The organism is Streptomyces sp. NPDC042336, assembly GCF_055581985.1.
In genome coordinates this window covers 94,393-117,971 of the sequence record NZ_JBVJEA010000007.1, presented here as the reverse complement: position 1 = coordinate 117,971, position 23,579 = coordinate 94,393, and the positions used below count along the sequence as shown (strand labels likewise).

19 protein-coding genes and 1 pseudogene are annotated in these 23,579 nt (G+C 72.7%); 8 read left to right on the top strand and 12 right to left on the bottom strand.

Annotated elements, in window-relative coordinates:
• Position 1: 1 nt before the first annotated feature.
• From ACZ6IM_RS17380 to ACZ6IM_RS17365, 4 genes are all read right to left on the bottom strand, one after another.
• Positions 2 to 976 carry an ABC transporter permease gene (locus ACZ6IM_RS17380; RefSeq protein WP_469557365.1) on the bottom strand — a complete coding sequence of 325 codons (975 nt, stop codon included), beginning with the start codon at positions 974 to 976 and terminating at the stop codon, positions 2 to 4.
• Positions 973 to 2,544, bottom strand: coding sequence for an ABC transporter substrate-binding protein (locus tag ACZ6IM_RS17375; RefSeq protein ID WP_469557363.1), 1,572 nt, complete (start codon positions 2,542 to 2,544; stop codon positions 973 to 975). Before ACZ6IM_RS17375 ends, ACZ6IM_RS17380 begins: the two co-directional genes overlap by 4 nt.
• Before the next feature lie 465 nt (positions 2,545 to 3,009).
• Positions 3,010 to 3,945, bottom strand: coding sequence for a DsbA family oxidoreductase (locus tag ACZ6IM_RS17370; RefSeq protein ID WP_469557361.1), 936 nt, complete (start codon positions 3,943 to 3,945; stop codon positions 3,010 to 3,012).
• Positions 3,942 to 4,391 (bottom strand): RrF2 family transcriptional regulator, encoded by a 450-nt coding sequence (locus ACZ6IM_RS17365; RefSeq protein WP_052838721.1) that lies wholly within the window; start codon positions 4,389 to 4,391, stop codon positions 3,942 to 3,944. Before ACZ6IM_RS17365 ends, ACZ6IM_RS17370 begins: the two co-directional genes overlap by 4 nt.
• Before the next feature lie 138 nt (positions 4,392 to 4,529).
• Between ACZ6IM_RS17365 and ACZ6IM_RS17360 the strand changes: the two genes are divergently transcribed.
• On the top strand, positions 4,530 to 5,036 hold the full coding sequence (locus ACZ6IM_RS17360; protein WP_052838720.1) for a cupin domain-containing protein: 507 nt from the start codon (positions 4,530 to 4,532) through the stop codon (positions 5,034 to 5,036).
• Between the two features lie 22 nt (positions 5,037 to 5,058).
• Here the strand turns inward: ACZ6IM_RS17360 and ACZ6IM_RS17355 are convergent, their stop codons facing one another.
• The 3 genes from ACZ6IM_RS17355 to otnK form a co-directional block, all read right to left on the bottom strand.
• Positions 5,059 to 6,579, bottom strand: a complete 1,521-nt coding sequence (locus tag ACZ6IM_RS17355) for a catalase (protein ID WP_469557358.1) — start codon at positions 6,577 to 6,579, stop codon at positions 5,059 to 5,061.
• A gap of 605 nt (positions 6,580 to 7,184) precedes the next feature.
• A complete protein-coding gene (locus ACZ6IM_RS17350) occupies positions 7,185 to 7,829 on the bottom strand; it encodes a class II aldolase/adducin family protein (RefSeq protein WP_052838718.1) in 645 nt (214 codons plus the stop codon).
• The gene (otnK, locus tag ACZ6IM_RS17345) at positions 7,826 to 9,109 is read right to left on the bottom strand and encodes a 3-oxo-tetronate kinase (protein ID WP_469557356.1); all 1,284 of its coding nucleotides are present in this window, start codon (positions 9,107 to 9,109) and stop codon (positions 7,826 to 7,828) included. Before otnK ends, ACZ6IM_RS17350 begins: the two co-directional genes overlap by 4 nt.
• A gap of 218 nt (positions 9,110 to 9,327) precedes the next feature.
• Between otnK and ACZ6IM_RS17340 the strand changes: the two genes are divergently transcribed.
• The 5 genes and pseudogenes from ACZ6IM_RS17340 to ACZ6IM_RS17320 all read left to right on the top strand — a co-directional run.
• Positions 9,328 to 10,740, top strand: coding sequence for a homoserine dehydrogenase (locus tag ACZ6IM_RS17340; RefSeq protein ID WP_469557354.1), 1,413 nt, complete (start codon positions 9,328 to 9,330; stop codon positions 10,738 to 10,740).
• Positions 10,737 to 12,095, top strand: coding sequence for a GntT/GntP/DsdX family permease (locus ACZ6IM_RS17335; RefSeq protein WP_469557352.1), 1,359 nt, complete (start codon positions 10,737 to 10,739; stop codon positions 12,093 to 12,095). Before ACZ6IM_RS17340 ends, ACZ6IM_RS17335 begins: the two co-directional genes overlap by 4 nt.
• A gap of 80 nt (positions 12,096 to 12,175) precedes the next feature.
• The gene (locus ACZ6IM_RS17330) at positions 12,176 to 12,970 is read left to right on the top strand and encodes a DeoR/GlpR family DNA-binding transcription regulator (protein ID WP_052838714.1); all 795 of its coding nucleotides are present in this window, start codon (positions 12,176 to 12,178) and stop codon (positions 12,968 to 12,970) included.
• Between the two features lie 181 nt (positions 12,971 to 13,151).
• Positions 13,152 to 14,576, top strand: a complete 1,425-nt coding sequence (rox, locus tag ACZ6IM_RS17325; protein WP_469557350.1) for a rifampin monooxygenase — start codon at positions 13,152 to 13,154, stop codon at positions 14,574 to 14,576.
• Between the two features lie 29 nt (positions 14,577 to 14,605).
• Positions 14,606 to 14,872: pseudogene (locus ACZ6IM_RS17320) on the top strand (aldo/keto reductase); the annotation flags it as partial.
• A gap of 26 nt (positions 14,873 to 14,898) precedes the next feature.
• On the opposite strand, the gene ACZ6IM_RS17315 reads toward ACZ6IM_RS17320, so the two are convergent.
• Genes ACZ6IM_RS17315 through ACZ6IM_RS17305 form a run of 3 tightly spaced genes read right to left on the bottom strand, consistent with a single transcriptional unit; the run spans position 14,899 to position 18,648 of the window.
• The gene (locus ACZ6IM_RS17315) at positions 14,899 to 16,074 is read right to left on the bottom strand and encodes an anhydro-N-acetylmuramic acid kinase (RefSeq protein ID WP_469557348.1); all 1,176 of its coding nucleotides are present in this window, start codon (positions 16,072 to 16,074) and stop codon (positions 14,899 to 14,901) included.
• Positions 16,075 to 16,114: 40 nt separating this feature from the next.
• Positions 16,115 to 17,686 (bottom strand): sodium:solute symporter, encoded by a 1,572-nt coding sequence (locus ACZ6IM_RS17310; protein WP_469557346.1) that lies wholly within the window; start codon positions 17,684 to 17,686, stop codon positions 16,115 to 16,117.
• Positions 17,687 to 17,694: 8 nt separating this feature from the next.
• The gene (locus ACZ6IM_RS17305; RefSeq protein WP_469557597.1) at positions 17,695 to 18,648 is read right to left on the bottom strand and encodes a BadF/BadG/BcrA/BcrD ATPase family protein; all 954 of its coding nucleotides are present in this window, start codon (positions 18,646 to 18,648) and stop codon (positions 17,695 to 17,697) included.
• A 243-nt stretch (positions 18,649 to 18,891) separates the two neighbouring features.
• Here ACZ6IM_RS17305 and ACZ6IM_RS17300 point away from each other — a divergent pair, with 243 nt between their 5' ends.
• On the top strand, positions 18,892 to 19,827 hold the full coding sequence (locus tag ACZ6IM_RS17300; protein ID WP_469557344.1) for a MurR/RpiR family transcriptional regulator: 936 nt from the start codon (positions 18,892 to 18,894) through the stop codon (positions 19,825 to 19,827).
• A 40-nt stretch (positions 19,828 to 19,867) separates the two neighbouring features.
• Here ACZ6IM_RS17300 and ACZ6IM_RS17295 read toward each other — a convergent pair whose 3' ends face one another.
• Positions 19,868 to 21,052 (bottom strand): alanine--tRNA ligase-related protein, encoded by a 1,185-nt coding sequence (locus ACZ6IM_RS17295; protein ID WP_469557342.1) that lies wholly within the window; start codon positions 21,050 to 21,052, stop codon positions 19,868 to 19,870.
• A 326-nt stretch (positions 21,053 to 21,378) separates the two neighbouring features.
• Positions 21,379 to 22,839 carry an amidase gene (locus ACZ6IM_RS17290; protein ID WP_469557341.1) on the bottom strand — a complete coding sequence of 487 codons (1,461 nt, stop codon included), beginning with the start codon at positions 22,837 to 22,839 and terminating at the stop codon, positions 21,379 to 21,381.
• A gap of 127 nt (positions 22,840 to 22,966) precedes the next feature.
• On the opposite strand from ACZ6IM_RS17290, the gene ACZ6IM_RS17285 reads away from it, so the two are divergent.
• Entirely contained in the window at positions 22,967 to 23,575 is a 609-nt protein-coding gene (locus ACZ6IM_RS17285) for a TetR/AcrR family transcriptional regulator (protein ID WP_469557339.1), read from the top strand.
• Positions 23,576 to 23,579 lie beyond the last annotated feature (4 nt).

Genomic DNA, 23,579 nt, shown 5'->3' with positions numbered 1-23,579 from the left:
TTCACACCCCCCTCTGCGAGGCCGGCGTGACGCGCGCCAGCACCAGGTTGACGACGAGGTTGAAGGCGACGACCAGCGCGATCGACACCACCAGGACCCCCTGCACGGCCGGTACGTCGCCGGCCTGGGCGGAGTCGTTGGCGAACCGCCCGAAGCCCTGCAGCCCGAAGATCCACTCGGTGACCACGGACGCGCCGACCAGGGAAGGGAACTTCAGGCCGAGGGTGGCGAGCGTCGGTCCCAGGCCGTTGCGCAGCACGTGCACGAAGAAGATCCGCCGCGGACTCAGCCCCCGGACGACCGCGCCCGTCACGTAGTTCTCCTGATGGGCGGCGACGAGACTGGAACGCAGTTGGCGCGCGACATCCGCGACGACGTCGAGGCTCAGCGCCAGGGCCGGCAGCGTGATGTGCGCGAGCCACGGCCCGAGTCCCTGCTCCGCCGGGACGTACCCGGCAGAGGGGAACAGGTGCAACTGCACGGCGAGCACGGCGACCAGCACGATGCCGACCACGAAGGCGGGCATCACCGAGATCACCGTGACGAACCCGGTGACGGCCCGGTCCACCCACGTGGTGCGGTGCAGCGCCGCGAGCGTGCCGAGCGCGAAGCCCACCACCACACCGATCACGAGCGCGAACGTCGCGACGGAGAGACTGACGCCGAGACCCAGACCGATGAGCGTGGAGATGTCCGCACCGTTGGTCCAGCTCGCACCGAGCTGCCCGTGCAGGACGCCGCCGATCCAGTCGCCGTACTGGACCAGGAACGGGCGGTCCAGGCCCCACTGCGCCTCGACCCGGGCGATCGCCTCGGGCGTGGCCTCCTCGCCCAGCTGGATCCGGGCGGGACTGAGGCCGCTCATCGAGCGCAGCGCGAAGGTCACGAACGTCGCCACCAGGAACACGGGCACGAAGATCGCCACCGATCGGGCGAGGGTGACCAGGACCCGGCCCAGCGTCCGGCCGGCCGTCACGGGGTCGCTCCCTTGCCGCCGATGGTCACGCCGGTCCAGTCGATGTGGGCGGGGTTCTTCGGCAGGTCGGAGACGGACTTGCTCTTGGCGATGAGGTTGGGGGAGGAGTAGGTGAAGACCAGGGCCTTGCTCTCCAGCCCGGCCCGCGTCGCCGCCCGCAGCACCTCGGGGTACTCGGGTGCGTCCAGCGGGGTCTGCCGCACCTTGGCGACCGCCGCCTCGAAGCCCTCCGGCACGTAGGGGGAGCTGAGGTTGAGCGGACCGTCGGGTCCGAAGTGGGCGGTGAGCGTCTGGGCCGCGGAGTCCCGGCCGGTGGTGCCGTAGAGCGAGAAGGCGAGGTCCTTGGCGAAGAACGGCGTGGCCCAGTTCTTGTCGATCCTGATGGCGACGGTGATGCCCACCTTCGCCAGCTGCGACTGCACGATCTCGGCCTGCGGGTCCTCCTCCGGGACGACCAGGTCGAGCTTGATGTCACCGGCCCGGTAACCGGCCTCGGCGAGCAGCTTCTTCGACTTGGCGGGGTCGTAGGGGTAGGCGTCCTCGGACTCGGGGTCGTAGGCCACGTAGCCCTTGGGGAACGGCTGGTTGGTCGCCTCGCCGTAGCCGAAGGTCAGCTTGTCGACGAACTCCTGGCGGTTGACGGCGTGCCGTACGGCGTCGACGACCTTGTCGTCGTCGAACGGCGCCTTGTTGATGTTCAGGTTGATGTTGGAGGCGTTGAAACCGGGCTGGACGAAGACGTCGAGGCCGGCCTTCTTCGCGGCGTCCGCCTGACTGGGAGCGATGTCCGCGAAGTTGTACACGCCGGTCTGCAGTCCGGAGACGACCGTGGAGGCGTCGGGCGCGGAGGTGAGTTCGACGTTGTCGATGTGGATGTTCTCCGCGTCCCAGTAGTCCGGGTTCTTCTTGAGCACCGCCTTGGTGCCGGGGACGATCTGGGTGACGGTGAACGGACCGGCGCCGACCGGGTTCTGGTCCAGCTTCTCCGGTGCGGCGGCGGCCTTGGGGCTGGCGATCTGGAGGACGCGCTGGCCCAGCAACTGGGGTATCTGGTAGTCGACTTGATTGAGATTGATGGTGGCGTCGAGTCCCTTGGCGTCCACCGACTCGATCGAGGTGAGGTCGCCGAAGAGCGCCGAGTTCTTCTGCTTCTGGGCCCGTTCGACGGCCGCCTTGACGGCCGCGCCGTCCACCGGTTCGCCGTCGCTGAACTTCAGCCCCGGGCGCAGGTGGAAGGTGATCCGGTCGCCCTTGTCGTTGTACTCCCAGCTCTCCGCGAGGTCGGGGACGGCCTTGCCGGCGGCGTCCGTGCGCGTCAAGGAGGCGTACACCAGGGAGAGTTCACGGAACTGGGCGCCACTTCCCCCGACCACGGGGTCCCAGTGCGCGGGGAAATAGGTGGAGGTCCACTTGAGGGTGGCGTCACCGCTCGCGGAGGCCGCGTCACCGCCGCACGCGCTGAGGGCGGGGACGAACACGGTGGCGAGGGCGGCGCCGAGTGCGGTGGCACGCAGTCGGCCGGACCGGCGCTGCGGTCCTGGGCGGCGGGGCGTGGGTCGTCCGGGCATCTCGTACTTTCTGTGACGGACCCCGGCCGGGTCCAGGCAGGCCGGGGCGTGGCTACGGGGCAAGGTGAGGCCGCCCGGGCACACTTGACGTCGGATCGGACGCGCCGAGGCTGACGGGCAGGGCGGGGCGCGGCGGGACGCACTGCGGGCGGCGTCCCGGGCGAGGGGGAGGAGGGAGGGGACGGCGAAGGGCCGAGAGGCGAATGGCGCGGGCGGCGGGCGGGCTGCGCCCAGCGGCGGCGGGCCGTGCCGGACGGGAAGGTCAGGCGCCGCCGGGCCGATCGCGGCGGTCGGTCAGCGACAGAGAGCGCTGCAGGTGCGCCGCAGGTCCACGTAGCGGCACACCACGGCGGGGTGCGTCGTGAGCATGGTGCACATCCTGGGGGCAGTCATGAGCGCCTGTCAATGGACACCAATTGGTGTCTCATTGGGCGGGACGGGCTCCCCTCGCAGATCAGAGCGTTGTCACCGCAGGGCGGGGGAGCCGGGCCGCGTCGCCGGATGGGTCGCCGCCTCCTCCGGGTGCAGCCACAGCGGCCCGTTGCCCGTCTCGATGCGGACCGCCCGTACCGGGGGCTTCCGGTCGTCCGTCAGCAACTCCAACTCGGGTCCGGTCAGGGTCCGGTGACGCAGCAGGGCCTCGTCCGGCGACAGCCGCACGGCCGTCAGCGGCGCCCCCGCGCACATCTCGCCCACGGCGGTCTCGTACGCCTCACAGGGGCGCAGTCCCGGAACGACGCGGTGGCCTCCCGGCGCCCGCACCAGCACCGTCGGCAGCGCGTACCGGTAGCCGCCGTCCCCGGTCTCCTTGGCGGCGCCGGGGTGCGGCGAGCCGCCCGGTGCCGACCTGGCCTCGGGCACCGGCCGCCGCGCCTCGTCCCGGTCGGCCCGCACCCGCTCCCGTACGGCGTCGGACAGCGCGTCCCCGGCCAGCCGGGCCGGGTCCAGGCCCGGGACCCCCTGTACCGCGGCGAGTGCCAGTTCATGGGTGTCGGCCGGTTCGCCGAGGACGAAGACCGTCTCCCGCAGCCGGCGCAGCACCCGCTCGGCGACGTCCGCCCCCTGGGCCTGCGCGGCCTTGGCGACGAGCGAGGCCGGCCACGAACTCGCCGCCACCCGGCGCAGCCGAGCCGCCCGGGGGGCGCCGGTGTGGCGGGCGACGTCCTCGACGTACCGCGCGTACCAGGCCGTCTCCGCGGCGGGATCGGGGGCGGGGTCGTCGTCCTCGTCGAAGAGGATGCAGAACACGCGCCGCCACCGGACCCCGGCGGGCACAGTGGCGCGCAGCCGCCGGAAGACGGGCTCGGAGCCCCACGCCCACGGGCACAGCGGATCGGTGTACTCGACCACCTCCGTCGTCCCCGGCGTCGCCGCCGGCGGCCCGTCGGGCACCGCCGTCACGCGGCCCCCTTCCCGGCCGGCGCCTCGCCCGCCACGGCCAGGGCGTCGCCCGCCGGCAGCAGGGAGGCCACCGTCACGCCGCCGAGAACGGCCGCCGCGTCCGCCTCGACCCGGCGCCACACGTCGGGCAGCCGTGACGCGGCACCGGGATAGTCCAGCGCGGCGACGGCCTCGCCCCGAAGGGTGAGCAACTCGCCGTCCACGACACGGGAGACGTCCAGCAGAGTGATCTCGTCGGCGGGCCGGCCGAGCCAGTAACCGCCCTCGCAGCCGCGCTGGCTGCGGACCAGACCGGCCCGGCGCAACTCGCCCACGACGGACTTCAGGAAACGGAACGGGATGTGCTGCGAGGAGGCGATGGCCTCACAGGTCAGCGGGCGGGCGGGTTCACGGGCTAGCTCCAGGAGGGCCCGCGTGGCGTAGTCCGCCTTCGCGGAGATATGCATGCGCCCATGATGCCCGACACGGCCGCCGTGCCCAGGGCCTTCACCGCCTGCGCACCTTCATTGCGGCAACATTGCCGCAGGTGAAAGGCAATGGACACCTCTTGACATCCTTTTCGGCGCCCTTCTAGCGTCCCCGCCATGAGCGAGTCGTTGACAGCCCCCGGCGAGGGCTTCCACCCCCGTCTGCCCCACGCCCACGGGCCTGCCGTCACCCCCCTGCGCAGCCGCCTGCACCACATCCGTGCCGACGCCCTGGACGGCGGCACCGCGCAGACCGGCGGCATGCGCAGGTTCGCGGCCGTCAGCGGGCGCGCGGTGGGCTCCGAGAAGCTGTGGATGGGCCAGACCCACGTCGCCCCGTCGACCTCCTCCTCCGACCATCACCACGGCGAGTCGGAGACCGCCATCTACGTGGTCAGCGGCCATCCCGAGTTCGTGTTCCTGGACGACTCGGGAGACCGGCCCGAGGAGGTACGGCTGCGCACCTCCCCCGGCGACTACGTCTTCGTCCCCCCGTTCGTCCCGCACCGGGAGGAGAATCCCGACCCCGCCGACGAGGCGGTGGTCGTCATCGCCCGCAGTACGCAGGAGGCGATCGTGGTCAACCTGCCCGGCCTGTACGCGCTTCCGGTGGCGGAGGCCTGACCGGCCGGGTCCGCAGGAGCGGTCAGGCCTTGCCCTGCATGGACTCCCGGGCCGGGTTGCGCTGCTCGGCGGCCTTGAAGTCCTTCTCGCCAGCCTTCGCCCGCACCCCCTTGGCGATGCGCTCACCGATGGTCCGGTCGATGTTCGACCAGTACTCGAAGGCCCGCTGGAGCACGGGTTCGGTCACCTCGTTGAGGAGGTGGTCCACCACGTTGTCGACCAGCCGGTCCCGGGCCGCGTCGTCCATCACCTCGCGCACCAGGGTGCCCGGCTGCCCCCAGTCGTCGTCCTCGGCGTGGCTGACGTAGGCCGTGCGGGTGATGGCCCCGTCCGTCTCCCAGCTGGGCGGCGTGCCGAAGTGCGCGGTGTCGGCGGCCGGGCCCCCCTTGGAGTTCGGCGCGTAGACCGGGTCGGTCGTCTTGCGGTAGGCCATCGCACCGTCCTTGGAGTAGGTGCGGACGTCGACCACCGGGGCGTTCACGGGAAGCTGCTGGTAGTTCGCGCCGATCCGGTAGCGGTGGGCGTCGGCGTACGAGAAGAGCCGGGCCAGCAGCATGCGGTCCGGGCTCGGGCCGATGCCGGGGACCAGGTTGTTGGGCTGGAAGGCCGCCTGCTCGATCTCGGCGTGGTTGTCCGTCGGGTTGCGGTCCAGCGTCATGCGGCCGACCGGGATGAGGGGGTAGTCGCCGTGCGGCCACACCTTCGTCAGGTCGAACGGGTTGAACCGGTAGCCCGCGGCCTCCTCGTACGGCATGACCTGCACGTGCAGCGTCCAGCTCGGGAAGTCGCCGTCGCGGATGTGCTCGAAGAGGTCCCGCATGTGGTAGTCGGTGTCGGCCGCGGCCATCTGGTCGGCCTCGTGCTGGGTGAAGAACTCGATGCCCTGGTCCGTCTTGAAGTGGTACTTCACCCAGTAGCGCTCGCCCGAGGCGTTGATCCACATGTAGGTGTGGGAGGTGTAGCCGTTCATGTGGCGCCAGGTGCGCGGGATGCCGCGGTCCCCCATGAGCCAGGTGACCTGGTGCGCGGACTCCGGCGAGAGGGTCCAGAAGTCCCACTGCATGTCGTGGTCGCGCAGGTTGCTGTCCGCCCGGCGCTTCTGCGACCGGATGAAGTGCTGGAACTTCATCGGGTCCTTGACGAAGAACACCGGCGTGTTGTTGCCGACCATGTCGTAGTTGCCCTGGCTGGTGTAGAACTTCACCGCGAAGCCGCGCGGGTCGCGCCAGGTGTCCGGGCTGCCGCGCTCACCGGCGACGGTCGAGAAGCGGGCGACCAGCTCGGTGCGGGTGCCCGGCTGGAAGACGGCCGCCTTGGTGTACGCGCTCACGTCGTGCGTCACCTCGAAGTGGCCGAACGCGCCACTGCCCTTCGCGTGCGGCTGGCGCTCGGGGATGCGCTCCCGGTTGAACTGCGCCATCTGTTCGATGAGGTAGGCGTCCTGGAGGAGGACCGGACCGGCCGGGCCCGCGGTGAGCGAGTGTTCGTCGCTCTCCGCCGGTGCGCCGGAGTCCGTGGTGGTGGCAGGCGGGGTGTCCGTCATGGAACTGCCTTTCGTCGGGGAGTGGCTGACGCCCAGGGACCGCGCGACACGAACACGGGGCACGGGACCCGCTCCGACCTGCCCGGCGGAACGGTCCCGCCGACGCCCGGGCCGTGCCCGGAGCCCCGGTCCACTAGGTCCCCGCAGCACGCGTGCCCAGGAGCGGCCACGCCATTCCGGCCCGTGTGGGGCCGCCGGCCCGGCAGGGCGGACGCGGGTCGGTGCCCGTCGGCCCCTCGGCCGTGCCGCGCTCCGGCGCCGGGACGCACCGCGTGCTCGCCCATCCGTCCAGGACCCTCCGGAGTGCCGTCGTCCGTATCAGTCTCCGCCGCCGCCCGGCCCTCGCAAGCGGAGCGGGCGGCGGGAGCGACCGGGCCGGCCGGAGCGACCGGGGACGGCTCGGCGGTGCGCCGGGGTGCCAGGCCATGCCGACGGTCACCGGCGGCAGCGGCAGCGGGATGCGGAGGAGGCGTGCCACCCTCGTCGGCCACGGCCTCGACATCCCGGCCCGCACCTACGGAGTCGAGGCCGTCACCACCGTCTCGGCCGAGCGCGGTCGGTCCCCGGGCAGCGACCCTGGCGGCCTTCGGCGAGTCGGCGGTGGTTCAGTGCGCCGGCTCCCAGTAGGTGCCGTACTTCCGGGCCAGCGCGGTCGCCTCGGCCGGGGTGAGATGGCGTACCGGCCGGTCACCCAGGAGCAGATGGAGCGCGGAGGCCTCCTCCACCTCGACTGCGGCCTCCGTCGCCGCGCGCAGGGACGTGCCCGCCACGACCGGGCCGTGGTTCTGCAACAGCGCGGCGCGGCAGGGGAAGGCGAGCTGCTCCAGGACCGCGGCCTGCGCGGGGTCGCCGGGCGGGGCGTAGGGGAGCAGCGGTATCTGTCCGACCCGCATGACGAAGTACGGCGTCAGCGGCGGCAGCGCGCTGCGCTCGGACCAGGGCGCGCGGCAGGAGGCCGCTGCGGCGTGCCTCGAGTGCAGGTGGACGACGGCGCGGGTGGCGCGCTCGCGCCGGTAGAAGGCCAGGTGGAGCGGGTATTCCTTCGACGGCGCCGGGCCGTCGAGACGGTTGCCGTCCAGGTCGAGCACCGACAGGTTCCGGGGATCCAGCGCGGCGAGGTCCGTACCGGTCGGGGTGACCAGGACGCGGTCGCCGTCCCGGGCGCTGACGTTGCCCGAGGAGCCCGGGCTCAGTCCGAGCTCGGACAAGTGGGCTGCCGCCGCGACGAGTTCGTGTGCGAGGGCGGTCATACGAGCTGCTCCCATGCCTGCGTGAAGATGTCGGTGCCGCCGAAGTTCCCCGACTTGAGGGCGAGGTCGACGGTGTGGGTGGCCCCGGTCGGGCACACCTCGGTGCGCGCCCAGGCGACTCCCGGGGCGATGGGAGCCCCGATGGAGAGCGTGCGGGCGCGCAGTGCCGTGACGACGGCTCCCGACGTCTCGCCGCCCGCCACCAGCAGCCGTCGTGCCCCGGCGTCCACGAGCGCCCCCGCGCAGGCGGCGAGGGCTCTCTCCACCAGGCTCGACGGTGGCTCCGCGCCGGCCGGGGTGTCGGTCTCGACGTCCTCGGGTGCTGCGACGGCATAGATCAGGGGCGGCCGGGCGGGGTCGTTCGCCCACCTGTCGCGCACGAAGGCGGTGAGACCGGCCACCGCGGTGTCGAAGTCGGCGCGGAGCCCGGCCAGGTCGAGCCGCCGGTGCGGCAGCCGTCCCAGGGCGTGGGCGACCTGGGCCCGGGTCGCGGCCGAGGCGCTGCCCGCGAGGACGACCCCGGGGTCGCGCGGGCGTGAGGCGGCACGTGCGCGCGCCTGGTCCGGGTGCGGGCCGGTCAGTCCTACGGCGAGTCCGGCGGCGCCGGTCACCAGGCCGAAGTCCTCGGTGGCGGCGGCGATGGTGCGCAGGTCCTCGTCGTCGACCGCGTCCACGACCGTCAGCGCCCCGGAGTGGGCCTCGTCGTCCAGGGCCGCGCGGAGACGGGCCGCACCGGCCCGGACCGTGTCCAGGCCGATACGGGCGACCGGGTGGTCCGTCTGCGGCCGCAGCAGCCGGTCGACACGGGAGTCGAGCATCGGGGTGAGCGGGTGGTGGCGCATGGGGCTCTCGTCGAGCAGGTCGTCGTGGACGAAGAGCCGCCCCCGGTACACGGTCCGCCCGGTCGCGGGGAACGAAGGGACCACCACCGTGCGCCGCTCGCCGGTCTCCGCCAGCAGCGCGTCCGCCACAGGTCCGATGTTGCCGCGAGGCGTGGAGTCGAACGTCGAGCAGTACTTGAAATAGAAGCGCCGGCAGCCGATCGCCCGCAGCGCGCGCAGTGCCCGGAGCGAGTCCTCCACCGCCTCCGCCACGGGAGCCGTTCTCGACTTCAGCGCCACCACGACGGCGTCCGCGTCGGCCCACCGGTCCGGCTCCGCCGGAGAGGTGACCGCGTCGGCGCCGACGGCGACCACGGTCCGGAAACCGCGGGCGACCAGCATCGTCGCAAGATCGGTCGCGCCGGTGAAATCGTCTGCGATGGCCCCGAGGGTCGGCATCAAGTGCTCCTGCGTTGCTGTCCGGGTTCCTGGTGCGGCCGACGGCCACCCCCGTGATGGTCTGTGAAATTATGTTACCAAACTTTACGCAGATGGGATCTGGTGATACACGTTGTTCATTCGCTGCTTCTGGAACGCGCGTCCCACGGCACCCCGTCGCCCCGCCGACCGCGCGAGAAGCCCTGCCACCACCTCGCGCGCTCATTCAGGAGGGCCTCATGAACCTGCATCACTTGTTCGCCGACAGCGGCGGCCGGACGGTGCGGTACGCACTGACCGGGGCCGGCGGCGGATTCGCGCGCACCCTCCTGGCCCAGAGCCGCCGCCTGCCCGGCCTCGTCCCGGCCGTCCTGTGCGACCGCGACCTGCCCGGCCTGCGCGCGACGCTGGACGAACTCGGATACGACACCACGCAGCCGGCCGAGTGCCACGACGCGGCGGCCGTGGCGGACACGGTCTCGCGCGGCGGCATCGCCCTCGTCGCCGACGCGGCGCTGACGACCGCGGCCCCGTGGGACATCCTCGTGGAAGCGACCGGCAGCCCCGCGGACGGCCTGGCCATGGCCGAAGCGGCCCTCGCCGCCGACCGCCACGTGGCGATGGTCAGCAAGGAGGTCGACTCCGTCGCCGGACTCCACCTCGCCGACCTCGCCGCCGCCCGGAACCTCGTCTACACCACCGCCGACGGCGACCAGCCCGCCAACCTGATCGGCCTGGTGACCTGGGCCGAGCTGCTCGGCCTCGACATCGTGGCGATCGGCAAGTCCACCGAGTACGACCTCGTCCTCGATCCCGAGGCCGGCACCGTCACGCAGTTGGACACCACGGTGCCCGCACCGGAACTCTCCGGGCTCCTCGACCTCGGCGACGACGTGCACGCCACCCTCGAAGCCCGCGCGGCGGCCGTGGCCGACCTGCCCACCGGCGCCACCGCCGACTACTGCGAGATGGCCGTTGTCGCGAACAACACGGGTTTCCGGCCGGACACGGAACGCCTGCACTACCCGGTCGCCCGCATCGCCGAACTCGCCGACGTCTACCGCCCTCGCGAGGACGGCGGCCTGCTGGCCCGCGACGGAGCCGTGGACGTCTTCAGCGCGCTGCGCCTGCCCGGCGAGGCGTCCTTCGCGGGCGGTGTCTTCGTCGTCGTCCGCACCGACGACCCGGTGACCTGGGAGACGCTGCGGGACAAGGGCCATGTCCTCAGCAAGGACGGCCGGTACGCCGCGATCTACCTGCCGTACCACCTCATGGGCGTCGAGACCCCGGTGAGCCTGCTCTCGGCAGTGCTGCACCACCGCCCCTCCGGCGGCACCGACCCCCGCTCGTACGCCGTGCTCGCCGGCCGCGCCCGCACGGACCTGCCCGCCGGGACCGCACTCGCCATGGGCGGCCACCACCACGACGTCACCGGTGTCCGGGCCGTGCTGCTGCGCGGCGAGGACGCACCCGACGACGTCGCGCCCCTCTACCTCGCCGCCCACGCCACCCTGGCCCGGCCCGTGCCCGCCGGTGAACTGCTCCGCGTGGCCGACCTGGCCGACCCGGACCCCGGCCTGCTGCGCGCCTGGCGTGCCGGACGCGCCTCGCGCGGCTGCCCCGACGGCACGGAAGGACAGCCCGCCGCATGAGCACCGACCTCCAGCACCTCCTCCTCGGTGCCGCCGCCGTCGTCGTCCTGGTCCTGCTGATCACGAAGACCAAGCTGCACCCGTTCCTGGCACTCACCCTGTCCGCCCTCGGGCTCGGCATCGCGTCCGGCATCGCCCCGGTGCGTGCCGTCGAGGCGTTCCAGGACGGGTTCGGGGACACCCTCGGCGGCAGCGGTCCCACCATCGGCCTCGGCACGCTGCTGGGCGGCATCCTGCTCGGCTCCGGCGGCGCCGACCGCATCGCCACCGTGTTCATCGGCTCCCGGCCCGTGAAGTGGATCCCGGCGTCCATCACGGCCGCCGCGCTGCTGATCGGCATGCCGCACCTGTTCGACGTCAGCTTCGTCATGCTGGTGCCGCTGGTCTACACCGTCGCCAAGCGCAGCAACACCCACCTGCTGTGGGTCGGACTGCCGATGGCCGCCGGCCTCTACGTGTCGCACGGCCTGCTGCCGCCGCACCCCTCGCCGACCCTGGCCGTCTCCGCCTACGGCGCCAACACCGGCCTCACCATCCTGTGGGGCCTGATCATCGGCATCCCGATGGCCGTGCTCACCGGCCCCGTCCTGACCCGGATCATCAGCCGCTGGTTCGGCCCCGCCCCCGACCTCGACCGCGGCCCGGTCCAGTCCGTCAGCACCGAGCCCGAGCACCGCCGCAAGCCGGCCTCGTTCACCCTCGCGCTCATCACCGTGCTGCTCCCGCCGGGCCTCATGCTCATCGGCACCCTGGGCACGGCCAACACGGCCGAGGGCACGCTGCCCTACCAGTTCTTCGACGCCTGCAACTCCTCCGTGCTGTCCCTGCTGGCAGCCGTGATCTTCGCCTTCTTCGCCCTCGGCGTCCGGTCCGGGTTCGGCCTCGGCCAGCTGCAGAAGATGGCGTCCAAGGGACTCTCCCCGGTCGGCGCGATCATTCTGATCCTGGGCGCGGGCGGCGGTTTCAAGGCGATGCTGACGGAGACCGGGATCGACCAGCTCATCTCCGACTACGCCGTGGACTGGGCGATACCCCCGCTGCTGCTGGGCTGGCTGGTCGCCGCCCTGCTGCGGGTCTGCCTCGGTTCGGCGACGGTAGCCACCGCCGCGGCGACCGCCATCGTCGCGCCGCTGCTCAGCGCCTCGCCCGGCACCTCACCGGAACTGATGGTGCTGGCCACCGCATCGGGAGCGGTGATGCTCTCCCACGTCAACGACTCCGGGTTCTGGCTGTTCAAGGAGTACTTCCAGCTGTCGGTGGCGCAGACCTTCCGCACCTGGACCCTGATGCTGTCCCTCCAGTCGCTCCTCAGCCTCGGCGGCGTGCTGCTGCTCAGCACCGTCGTGCACGGCTGAGCACACCCGCCGGTGACGGTCCCGGCCGTCACCGGCATGATCATCGGCTAACGTCAGCACGGTCGAAGGGAGACCAGACCATGACCTCGGACGGCGAGCAGCCTCCGCTCATCCCCGACCAGCGCCGCGAGCAACTGCTGAAGCACCTGAGGCGTGACGGGGTGCTCAGCGTGCAGCAGATCACCCGCCTGCTCGGCGTCTCCCACATGACCGTCCGGCGCGACATCGCCGAACTCGAACGGGGCGGTCTGGTCTTCTCCGTCCCGGGCGGGGTGCGCATCGCCAGCACCATCAGCACCGAACCCGGCTTCCTCGACAAGTCCGAGGTCGAGCAGCCGCAGAAACGGGCGATGGCCGCCGAGGCCGCCCGCCTCGTCCAGGACGGCATGACCGTCTACCTCGACGCGGGCACCACCCTGCTCGCCATGGCCCCCGCCCTCGCCGGGCTGCCCCACCTCACCGTGGTCACCAACGACTTCACCACCATCGGCCGGCTGATGGACGCGGAGAACCTGGAACTGGTGCACGTCGGCGGCCGTGTCGACGTCTCCAACCGCTCCAGCGTCGGCCGCCTCGCCGCGGACACCCTGCGGCAACTCGCCCTGGACATCGCCTTCATCAGCACCAGCTCCTGGGACCTGCTCCGCGGCACCACCACCCCCTCGGAGCCCAAGGTGGACGTCAAGCAGGCGGCCATGGCCTCGGCCGCGCACTCCGTCCTGGTGGCCGGCTCGTCCAAGTACGGCACCTTCGGCCGGTACCGCGTGGCACCGCTGACGGCCTTCGACACCATCGTCACGGACACCGACCTGACCGACGCCGCGGCCGAGGGCATCCGGGCCGGCGGCTCCTCCCTCGTCCTGGCCCGCCCATGACCCGGGCGGTGCCGGAGCACGAAATACGGCAGGGGAAACACGCTCCTCCTGCCACTGTCAACCTATAGCGCACGGGGGGCCTTGCGGCAAGGGCCCCCACCTGGCGCAGAATCGTCGCCCTCGCCCGCCGCTCGCCTGCGGCGGGCGGCCTCACCAGACGATTTCGCTCCATGGGGGACTCATGATCGACGTGCTCGTCGTCGGCGGCGGACCGACCGGCCTGATGCTCGCCGCCGAACTGCGCCTGCACGGCGTACAGGTACGGGTGCTGGACAAGGAGAGCGAGCCGACCCGGGTGGTGCGCTCCCTCGGCCTGCACGTGCGCAGCATCGAGGTGATGGACCAGCGGGGCCTGCTGGAGCGCTTCCTCGAACACGGCCGGCGGTACCCGGTCGGCGGCTCCTTCGCCGCCATCGACAAGCCTGCGCCGACGCTGGACACCGCACACGGCTACACCCTCGGCATCCCGCAGCCCGTCACCGACCGCCTGCTGGCCGAGCGCGCCGCCGAACTCGGCGCCGAGGTCTGCCGCGGCCGCGAACTGGTCGGGCTGAGCCAGGACGAACACGGGGTGAGCGCGGAGCTGGCCGACGGCACGCGACTGCGCTCCCACTACCTCGTGGGCTGCGACGGCGGCCGCAGCACGGTGCGCGGACTGCTCGGCGTCGGCTTCCCCGGCGAGCCCGCCGGCACCGAGACGCTGATCGGCGAGATGCGGGTGAGCGCGGAGCCGGAGACGGTCGCCGCCCGCGTGGGCGAGGTCCGCCGGACCCAGAAGCGGTTCGGCCTCGGGCCCGTCGGGGACGGGATCTACCGCGTCGTCGTACCCGCCGCGGGCCTCGCCGAGGACCGGTCGGTCCCGCCGGACCTGGAGGAGTTCAAGCGGCGGCTGCGGGAGTGCGCGGGCACCGACTTCGGTGTGCACTCACCGCGCTGGCTGTCCCGTTTCGGCGACGGCACCCGCCTGGCCGAGCGCTACCGGACCGGCCGGGTCCTGCTGGCCGGCGACGCGGCGCACATCCACCCGCCGGTCGGCGGGCAGGGCCTCAACCTCGGCATCCAGGACGCCTTCAACCTCGGCTGGAAGCTGGCCGCCGAGGTGAACGGCTGGGCGCCCGACGGGCTGCTGGACAGCTACCACACGGAACGCCACCCCGTGGCCGCCGGCGCGCTGGACAACACCCGCGCCCAGATGGCCCTGCTGTCCACCGAGCCCGGGGCCCTCGCACTGCGCCGGCTCCTGGCGGAACTGATGCGCTTCGAGGACGTCAGCCGCCACCTGACCGAGAAGATCACCGCACTCGACGTCCGCTACGACTTCGGTCCGGGACACGAACTGCTGGGCCGCAGGATGCCGGACCTCGAACTGGGACAGGGGCGGCTGTACGAGCGGATGCGCTCCGGCCGCGGGCTGCTCCTCGACCGCACCGGCCGGCTGTCGGTGCGGGGCTGGTCGGACCGGGTGGACCACGTCGTCGACGACGGTGAGAAACTGACGGCGCCCGCGATGCTGCTGCGGCCGGACGGTCACGTGGCATGGGCCGGTGACGACCAGCAGGAGCTGTACGACCGGTTGCCCCGGTGGTTCGGCGCCGCCACCGGCTGACCTCCCCGTCACGGGCCGCCCGACCCGCGGACACCGTGCGCCGGCCGCGCGCCCTGAACGGCATCGCCGCCCGCCGGGGCCAGGGCCTGGCGCGGATGGCGCTCGCCCGGGCGCTGCGCGACCCGCGCGTCACCTCCCTGGTGACCGGCGCCTCCTGCCCCCGGCAACTGGAGGAGAACGTGGCGGACCCGGCCAACCTCTCCTTCGGCGACGACGAACTCGCCGAGATCGACGAGTACGCGGCCGTCGAGGGCGACGACGGCCTGTGGCGGCAGGCCCGCACCGGCGACCTCGGCCGAGCCGTCCCCGGGCCGGGAGGCGCTCAGTGTCCGCCGGTGACGCGCAGCACCCGGGGCGGCCGGTCGGCCGGCTCGGGCAGCCGCAGGGGCTCCCGCCCGGGTGTGATGCTGCCGAGCAGTGCCGCGCGGCGCGCCCCCGTGCCCGAAGGGACGGCGCCGGGCAGGCCGTTGACGGTCAGGAAGCCCAACAGGGCGAAGGCCAGCGCCTCCTTGGCGTCGGACGGCAGCCCGAGCGCGTCGCTGGAACCGAGGGTCACCCCGGGCAGCTCCTCGGCGATCATGCCCATCAGCACGGGGTTGTGCGCGCCCCCGCCGGACACGACGAGCCGCGTGACACCGTGCGCGCGGCAGGCGTCGGCCACCGTGACGGCGGTGAGCCTGGCCAGTGTCGCCAGGACGTCGTCGGGTTCCGCGACGGGCGCCGCCGCCAGCGCCCGCAGCAGGTACGGCAGGTGGAACCGCTCCTTGCCGGTGCTCTTGGGCGCCGGCCTGCCGTAGTAGGGGTCGTCCAGCAGCACCCGCAGCAGCGCCGGATCGGCCCGGCCTGCCCCGGCCCGGCGCCCGCCCTCGTCGTACTGGGCCGCGCCGCCGGTGAAGTGCCGTACGGCGGCGTCCATCAGGGCATTGGCGGGCCCGGTGTCGAAGGCGAGCGGCTCGGCGCCGGGGGCGACGACGGTGACGTTGGCGATCCCGCCCAGGTTGAGGGCGGCGGGGACGCCGGGCAGCGCCGCCATGGCCAGGGCGTCGGTCATGGCCACCAGTGGCGCTCCCTGACCGCCCGCCGCCACATCCCGGCTGCGCAGGTCGGAGACGACGGGCAGACCGGTCGCCTCGGCGATCCAGGCGGGCTGGCCGAGCTGGAGGGTGCCGCGCACGGCGCCGTCCTCCACCCAGTGGTACATGGTCTGCCCGTGCGAGACCACCAGATCGGCGCCGCCCCCGCACAGCTCGCGCACGGCCCGCACGGCCGCGTCGGCGAACGCCTGCCCGATGCCGGTGTCGAGCCGGGCGACGGCCTCGACCGTCGCCGCCGACGGCGGCAGGCTGCTCGCGATCAGGTCGCGCAGCGCGTTCGGGTAGGGCGCGGAGAGATGGCCGAGCGGGCGCATCACCAGGGCCTCACCTTGTAGTTCGAGGTCGGCGGCGGCCGCCTCGATGGCGTCGTAGGACGTGCCTGACATCAGGCCGATCACACGCACGATGCACTCCTGCGAGGGGTTGAGCGGGCCGGGGCGGGGTTCAGTTCCGCCCGGCCGTGGTGGTCAGCTGGTCGGGTCCGCCGCCCGGCTCCTCGTCGACGGCCGCGCCCTCGGCTGCCTCCGGCGCCCGGTGGAACAGGCTCAGCACACCGCCGACCAGCAGGGTGATCAGTACGCCGATCGGCACGAGCCACTGGGCCGCGATCGCCTGGGAGACCGTGGTCCCGCCCGTGGTGACGTCGATCTTCACCTCGCGCACGATGTACGTCATCACCCCGATGGTGACCAGGAAGGCCACGATGGAGTCGGCCTCGCCCGCGCGTTTGACCAGCCGCCCCAGCAGGAACGCGCCGAGCAGCGCGCCGTAGGTGTAGCCCGCGATGGTCAGACCGGTCAGGTACACGTTGCCGGTGCTCGCGCTGAACGCGCAGGCGAAGACCGCCATGAGCGTCGCCCACACCAGCGTCATCCAGCGGGCGAGCCTGAGCAGCGCCTCCTCGGACGGGGTGGTCCGGAAGAAGCTGTGGATGATGTCGGCGACCGTCGAGTTGGACATGGAGTTCAGCGCCGAGGACAGCGAGCCCATCGCGGCGCCCAGGATGCCGGCCACGAGCAGCCCCGAGACCACCACGGGCAGCCCGTGCAGGATGAACTCGGGGTAGAGGTTGTCCGAGCTGGACAGGCCCAGCTCCGAGAAGGACCTGCCCTCGTTGTACGACCACAGCAGCGCGCCGACGAGGGAGAAGGCGGCGAACTGGACGGTGACGAAGACACCCGAGGCGATCATGGCCTTCTGGCCCTCGCGCAGGGTCTTCGTCGCCAGCACGCGCTGGACGATCAGCTGGTCGGAGCCGTGCGAGGCCATGGCGAAGATCGCGCCGCCGATGATGGCCGTGGGCAGGGCGAACGGGCTGGTGAGGATGTGGGCCAGGCCGAAGTCGGTGTCGAAGAGCGTGAACTTGCCGGCATCCATGGCCCGCGCGTAGCCGTCACCGCCGACGTGGGCGGAGAGCACCGCGACGGCGAGGACGGCGCCACCGAGGTAGAGGACCATCTGGATGGCGTCGGTCCAGATGACCGCCTTGATGCCGCCCAGGTAGGTGTAGACGACGGTGATCAGCGTGATCACGATGATGATCACGCGGTAGCTCGCGTGCACACCGAACTCGTCGAGCAGCAGCTTGATCGGGATGGCGGAGGCGAACAGCCGCACCCCTTCGGCCAGGAGCCGGGTGAAGACGAAGGTCACCGAGGCGAGCCCCTGAAGCTTCAGCCCGAACCGGTCGCCCAGGTACTGGTAGGCGCTGACGAAGCCGCCGCGCTTGTAGAGGGGGATCAGTACGGTGGCGACGACGACGCGTCCGATGACGTAGCCCAGGGCGAGTTCGACGTTGCCGAAGCCCTGGCCGCTGTAGGCACCGCCCGGAACGCTGATCACCGTCAGCACACTGGTCTCCGTGGCGACCACGGAGAAGGAGACGGTCCACCACGGCATGTGGCCTTCACCGACGAAGTAGTCCTTCGCCGACTTCTGCCGGCCTGCCTTCCGCAGGCCGATCCAGGCGATCCCGATCAGATAGACCACGATCACCACGAGGTCGAGCTGGCGCACGCTTGCTCCTAGGCACTGGCCGGTGGGGTTGCCGGCGTCGGGGGAGGGGGACTGGCGGTCGTCCGGCGGACACGGACGACGAGGGAGGCATGAGGGGTGGCGCGGTCCAGCGCCAGCAGACGGGCCCCGTCAAGGGGGTCGCCGAGCGGGGAGATGAGCCGCAGGGGGAGCCCGGAGCCGGTGACGTGTTCGGTCAGCGGTGTCATCAGGGCGGGGCCGAGCGCCGTGAGACCACCGGTGACGGCCATCGGCAGCGGGTCGCCGCCCGCGCCGATCCGGCCGGCCGCCGCGAGGGCGGTCCCGGCCAGGTCGGCGGCCGCGTCCCGGACGATCGCCGCCGCCACGGCGTCCCCCGCGTCGGCGGCGCGGGCCACCTCGGGGGCGAACGAGGCGGCCGTACGGGCGGGATTGCCGTCCCCTCCGACGGTCGCCGGGAGCCGTTCGAGGTCACCGAAGAGGCCGACGGCCGCGTCCAGCAGGACGGTGGCCGGGCCCCGCCCGTCGTGGGCCCGCAGGGCGGCGCGCAACCCGGCCGTGCCGATCCGGGCGCCGCTGCCGTCGTCGCCGAGCAGGGGACCCCACCCGTCGACGCGCGCGTACGTCCCGTCGGCGCCGATGCCGACCGCGACCGCCCCGGTGCCGATCGCCAGTACCACCCCCGCCCGGCCGCCGAGCGCGCCGGCGTGGGCGGTGACGGCGTCACTGGTGACGGCGGCCTCCTGCACGGGCAGGTCCGCCAGGAGGGCAGCCACCAGGGAGCGGGCCGCGGCGGGGGCCGAAGCCGCCCCGGCGGCGCCCACGAGGACGGACTCCGGCCGGGCGGCGCCCGGTTCCCGAAGGAGCGGCTCGACGGCGGCGCGCACGGCCGCGCGGGCCGCCGCCACCCCGTCGGGTGCCGCCAGACCGGGGGCACCGGCCACGGAACTGACGGCCCGTGGCGAACCGGGGCGGTGCCACAGCATGGCGCGGCAACCGGTCTTCCCGAGATCTACCGCCACTACTGAAGTCATACGGCCTGCCCTTTGCCCGAGGGACCCGGCACGTCGAGAGTCACCGGGGCGTCGGTGACCGGTGCGGATCGCCGTCCGAGTATGGGAACGCCGCCCTCCGGATGTCAATAAGTAACGTCGTGTTGCTCACCGCGTAACTTTTTGACCTCCTCGGGGCGCCCCTTTACCCTGTGTTCACCACATCCAGGAGGGGTCATGGTCCGCCAGTCCTCGTCCCGCGTGCCGGAGCCGTCCGCCCAGGACGCCCCGCTCGCCGACGTCCTCACGCGCGTCCGCGCTGCCCGAGCCTCCCTGGCCCCGTCGGAACGGCGGGTGGCCGACGTGGTCCTCGCCGACCCGGGACAGGTCGCGGAGCTGTCCATCCACGCGCTGGCGGAGCGGGCGAGCACCTCGGCGGCCACCGTGATGCGGTTCTGCCGCACCGTCGGCACCGGCAACTACCCCCAGCTGCGCCTGGCCCTGGCCGCCGCCGCGGCGCGGGAGCACGCGCTGGGCGGCGAGCGGGCGGCGCAGGGCGGCACCGACATCAGCCCGACGGACTCGCTGGACCGGATAGTCAGCAAGATCATCTACAACGAGGTCCGGGCCCTGGAGGATTCGGGCGCCGAACTCGACGTGGACGCGCTGGGCCGGGCGGTCGACGCGGTGGCCGACGCCCGCAGGGTCGACATCTTCGGTGTGGGCGCCAGCGCGTTCGTCGGCCAGGACCTGCACCAGAAGCTTCACCGCATAGGCCGGATGGCCTTCATCTGGAGCGACCGGCACGCGGCGCTCACCGCCACGGCCCTGCTGGGGCCAGGCGACGTCGCCCTGGCCGTCTCCCACTCGGGCGAGACCGAGGACACCACCGAGCCCCTCCAGGCCGCGGCCGAACGCGGGGCCACCACCATCGCCCTGACCAACGACCCGGGCTCCACGCTCGCGACCAGTGCCGACCTCGTGCTGACGACCTGCGTGCGGGAAACGCCGTTCCGCTCCGGTGCCACCGTCAGCCGCATCGCCCAACTGGCCGTCATCGACTGCCTCTTCGTCGGCGTCGCCCAGCGCTCCTACGACGCGGCGACCACCGCCCTGGAAGCGACCTACGGCGCCGTCCAGCGTCGTCGGCGCCCCGCGCGCCGCACCGGCTGACGGTCCGTCACGACAGCACGGCGTTCCCCGCGTTCCCCGTTCACCAGGGGCCGCCCTCGCGCAGGCTCGTCACCAGGTCGCGCGGCAGTCCGTGGGTGTCGTGGAGGTAGTCGAAGTCCTCCTGCCCCAGTGGGCCCCGGAAGCGGGGCCGGGCGAGCACGTTCCTGCCGCGCTCCAGGAGCCGCCGGAACCGGCGCTCCTCCTCCACCAGCAGTCGTCGCACGAGGCCGGGGAGACCGGGGTCGCCGTCCTGCCGGAAGTGATTCAGGGTGTGCGTGATCAACTCGTCCGGCAGGTCCCCGAGCCCGCGCGAGGGGTCGTCCCGCCACAGCACGGTGAGCAGCCGTCGCACCAGGCGGCGCAGCACATAACCCTGGCCGGTGTTGGACGGCCGCACCCCGTCGCCGACGACCACGACGGCCGACCGCAGGTGGTCGCAGACCACCCGGAACGACGGTTCGTCCAGCGGCCACAGGCCGGGCACCAGCCGCCGCCACGGCTCGAAGACGTCGCATTCGAAGACCGACGACTTCCCCTGCAGGAGCGAGGCGAGGCGCTCCAGGCCCAGGCCGGTGTCGACGTTGCGCTGCGGCAGCGGCACGAGGCGGCCGTCGTCGAGCCGGCGGTGGCGCATCATCACGTGGTTCCACACCTCCACCCAGCGGTCGTCGCCCGTGGGTGTGGACCGGGGCGGCGTGTCACCGCTCCACAGGAAGATCTCCGAATCGGGTCCGCACGGGCCGACCGGCCCGTTGGACCACCAGTTGTCGTCCACCGTGTGCTCCACGGGGACGCCGCGCTCCCGCCACAGCCGCAGTGACTCGGTGTCCGGCCCGACCTGCTCGTCGCCCCCGTACACGGTGGCGTGCAGCAGGCCCGGATCGACCCCGAGCCCCTCGGTGAGCAGCCGGTGGGCCCAGTCGAGGCTCCGCGTGCCCTCGTAGTCGCCCAGCGACCAGGTGCCGAGCATCTCGAAGACCGTCAGATGGGTGCTGTCACCGACCTCGTCCAGGTCCGTGGTGCGCAGACAGCGCTGCACGTTGACCAGCCGCCGGCCCAGTGGATGCGGGCGGCCCTCCAGGTACGGGGTGAGCGGGTGCATGCCGGCGCTGGTGAACAGCACCGGATCGCCCGGCTCGGGCAGCAGCGTCGAGCCGGTGATCCGGCGGTGACCCTGATCCTCGTAGTACTCGACGAACGTGCGGACGATCTGCTCGGTGTCCATGGGGGTGACTCCTTCGCTGCGGGGCGGGAGGGCACCGGAGAACGAACCGTGCGGTCCTCGCACCGAGGCGAGGGCGGCGGAGCGCCGCGCGGGAACCACCGACGGGCCGTTTCCGGTCGCCGGTGGAAGAGGAGAAGGTCAGACGGCGGCAACCGGCGAGCTGGTCGCTCGCGCGGTCGCGAAGGTGCTGGTGCCGATGACGTTCATGTCCCGAAGATAACGCTCCGGGGACCCGCGGGCACCCGGATTTTCCGCGTCACCGCCGCCGGCCCACGGCAGGCGCCCGCACGGTGCCCGCCGGTGGCCCCGCCCCGTCGACGACCTGCTCAGGACGTCACCGGAACAGGAGGGTTTCCCGCCCACACGGCAGGGGTCCGGTCCGACCACGGTTGCGCCTGTTCGAGCTGTCCGGCGAGGCGGAAGAGGAGGTCTTCGCGCCCGTAACCGGCGGCGAACTGCATGCCGATCGGGAGCCCCGTGCCGGGGTCGGCCGCCAGCGGCACGGACATGGCGGGTGTGCCCGCCACGTTGAACGCCATGGTGAACGGCGAGCGGTCGTTGAGCCGGTCGATCCAGCCGAGGCCGTCGAGCGCCTGGGCACCCTCGCCGTAGGCACCCAGCCGCGGGGGCGGCTCCGGCAGGGTGGGGGTGAGCAGCAGATCGTGGGTGGTGAAGTACTGGCCCAGGCTGCGGGCGACGCGGTTGCGGATCGTGAGGGCGGCGACGAACTGGGGGCCGCTGACCCGCTGCCCGTAGCGATGGGCGGCCAGCGTCGCCGGTTCGAGGGTCGAGGAGTCGGCGGGCCGGCCGAGGGCGGCGGCCAGGTCGTCGACCGAGGCCGCCAGATTCGCGGTCGACAGCCGGGCGTTGGCCAGCACGAAGTCCTCCCAGTCGGCACCGAGGCCGACGGTGGCCTCCTCCGTGCGGTGGCCCAGGGATTCGAGCAGACGCACGGTCCTCGCCAGCGCCTCGGCCACCGGTGCGGCGGTGCGGCGTCCGCCCCACGCCTGGACGAGGACCCCGATGCGCAACGAGTCGGGCGGGCGCGTGACTTCCTCCGCGTAGGGGCGGGACGGCTGCTCGGCGAAGTAGGGGTCGCCCGGCTCCGGGCCGCGTATCAGGTCGAGCAGCGCCGCGCTGTCCCGCACGGTGCGGCTGACGCCGCCCTGGACGGCCAGGCCGTTGAAGCCCTCGTCGAGGGCGGGGCCCAGGGAGACCCGGCCGCGCGTGGGCTTCAGCCCGAAGAGGCCGTTGTACGCGGCGGGGATGCGCAGCGAGCCCGCGGCGTCGGTGGCGTGAGCGAGGGGGACCGCTCCGGCGGCGACGGCCGCGCCCGCGCCGCCGCTGGATCCGCCGGCGCCCCGCCCCGGGTCCCACGGATTGCGGGTCGGGCCGTACAGCACCGGTTCCGTGGTGATGCTGTAGGCCAGCTCCGGTGTCGCGGTACGCCCGATGGTCACCAGCCCCGCGCGGCGGAAGCGCCGCATCAGGAAGGAGTCGGAGCGGGCGACGTGCCCGGCCGCGAGCCGGCTGCCCAGCTCCGTGCGCCGGCCCGCCATGGCGACTCCGAAGTCCTTGATCAGGAAGGGTGCGCCGGCCAGCGGGGTGCTGCCGGGGACCGGGAGGTCGTCGGCCGGCCAGGTCTCCACCACGGCGTTGAGCCGCGCGTCGACCCTTCGCACCGCCTCGCGCGCGGCGGCTTCCACCTCGGCGGGAGTCACCTCGCCCTTGGCCACCAGCTCCGCGAGCCCCACCGCGTCGTGGCGCACGTACTCGGAAACTCTCACTGCCACTCTCCCCAGAACACGAACGATACCTGTGAGTCCCGGACGATACCGATCGGTATCGAGTGGGACGGACTGGTACCGTAGCAGGGAGTACTGGGCACCATCGACCGGACGCCACGGAGCACGCATGACATCGACCGCCGCCAGGCCGGGCAGAGTGGCGAAGCTGCCGCCTCGTGAGCGCATCCTCGACGCGGCCGAGGAGCTCTTCCAGAGCGAGGGCATCGGGCGTGTGGGTGTGCAGGCGATCGCCGAGAAGGCCGAGACCACCAAGATGGCGATCTACCGGCACTTCGAGACCAAGGACGCCCTGGTCGCCGAGTGGCTGCGGATCCTGGCCGCCGACTACCAGGCGGCCTTCGACCGCGTCGAGGCCGAACATCCCGGCCGGCCCCGGGAGCAGATCCTGGGCCTGGCCCGCTTCATCGCCGACGGGCTGCCGACGCTCTCGTACCGGGGCTGCCCCTTCATCAACTCCCTCGCCGAACTCCCCGACCGGTCCCACCCCGCTCGACAGGTGATCGAGGAGCACAAGGCCCGTCAGACCCGCCGACTGGTCGGCATGTGCGCCGAGGCGGGGCTGCCCGACCCGGAGCAGGTCGCGGCCCAGATCACCTTCGTGCTCGAAGGAGCACAGGTCAGCACGCAGAACGGCAGCATCGACCGGGCGGGGGAGCGGTTGATGCGCATCGTGGAGACGATCGTGGACCAGGAGCACCACGCGTCGGGCGCGTGACACC

Excerpts from the sequence above, each read along its gene's own strand:
- ACZ6IM_RS17375 (WP_469557363.1), bottom strand. The coding sequence starts at position 2,544 with ATGCCCGGACGACCCACGCCCCGCCGCCCAGGACCGCAGCGCCGGTCC.
- ACZ6IM_RS17365 (WP_052838721.1), bottom strand. The coding sequence starts at position 4,391 with ATGCATATCTCCGCGAAGGCGGACTACGCCACGCGGGCCCTCCTGGAG.
- ACZ6IM_RS17360 (WP_052838720.1), top strand. The coding sequence starts at position 4,530 with ATGAGCGAGTCGTTGACAGCCCCCGGCGAGGGCTTCCACCCCCGTCTG.
- ACZ6IM_RS17355 (WP_469557358.1), bottom strand. The coding sequence starts at position 6,579 with ATGACGGACACCCCGCCTGCCACCACCACGGACTCCGGCGCACCGGCG.
- ACZ6IM_RS17350 (WP_052838718.1), bottom strand. The coding sequence starts at position 7,829 with ATGACCGCCCTCGCACACGAACTCGTCGCGGCGGCAGCCCACTTGTCC.
- otnK (WP_469557356.1), bottom strand. The coding sequence starts at position 9,109 with ATGCCGACCCTCGGGGCCATCGCAGACGATTTCACCGGCGCGACCGAT.
- ACZ6IM_RS17340 (WP_469557354.1), top strand. The coding sequence starts at position 9,328 with ATGAACCTGCATCACTTGTTCGCCGACAGCGGCGGCCGGACGGTGCGG.
- ACZ6IM_RS17335 (WP_469557352.1), top strand. The coding sequence starts at position 10,737 with ATGAGCACCGACCTCCAGCACCTCCTCCTCGGTGCCGCCGCCGTCGTC.
- ACZ6IM_RS17330 (WP_052838714.1), top strand. The coding sequence starts at position 12,176 with ATGACCTCGGACGGCGAGCAGCCTCCGCTCATCCCCGACCAGCGCCGC.
- rox (WP_469557350.1), top strand. The coding sequence starts at position 13,152 with ATGATCGACGTGCTCGTCGTCGGCGGCGGACCGACCGGCCTGATGCTC.
- ACZ6IM_RS17305 (WP_469557597.1), bottom strand. The coding sequence starts at position 18,648 with ATGCTGTGGCACCGCCCCGGTTCGCCACGGGCCGTCAGTTCCGTGGCC.
- ACZ6IM_RS17300 (WP_469557344.1), top strand. The coding sequence starts at position 18,892 with ATGGTCCGCCAGTCCTCGTCCCGCGTGCCGGAGCCGTCCGCCCAGGAC.
- ACZ6IM_RS17295 (WP_469557342.1), bottom strand. The coding sequence starts at position 21,052 with ATGGACACCGAGCAGATCGTCCGCACGTTCGTCGAGTACTACGAGGAT.
- ACZ6IM_RS17285 (WP_469557339.1), top strand. The coding sequence starts at position 22,967 with ATGACATCGACCGCCGCCAGGCCGGGCAGAGTGGCGAAGCTGCCGCCT.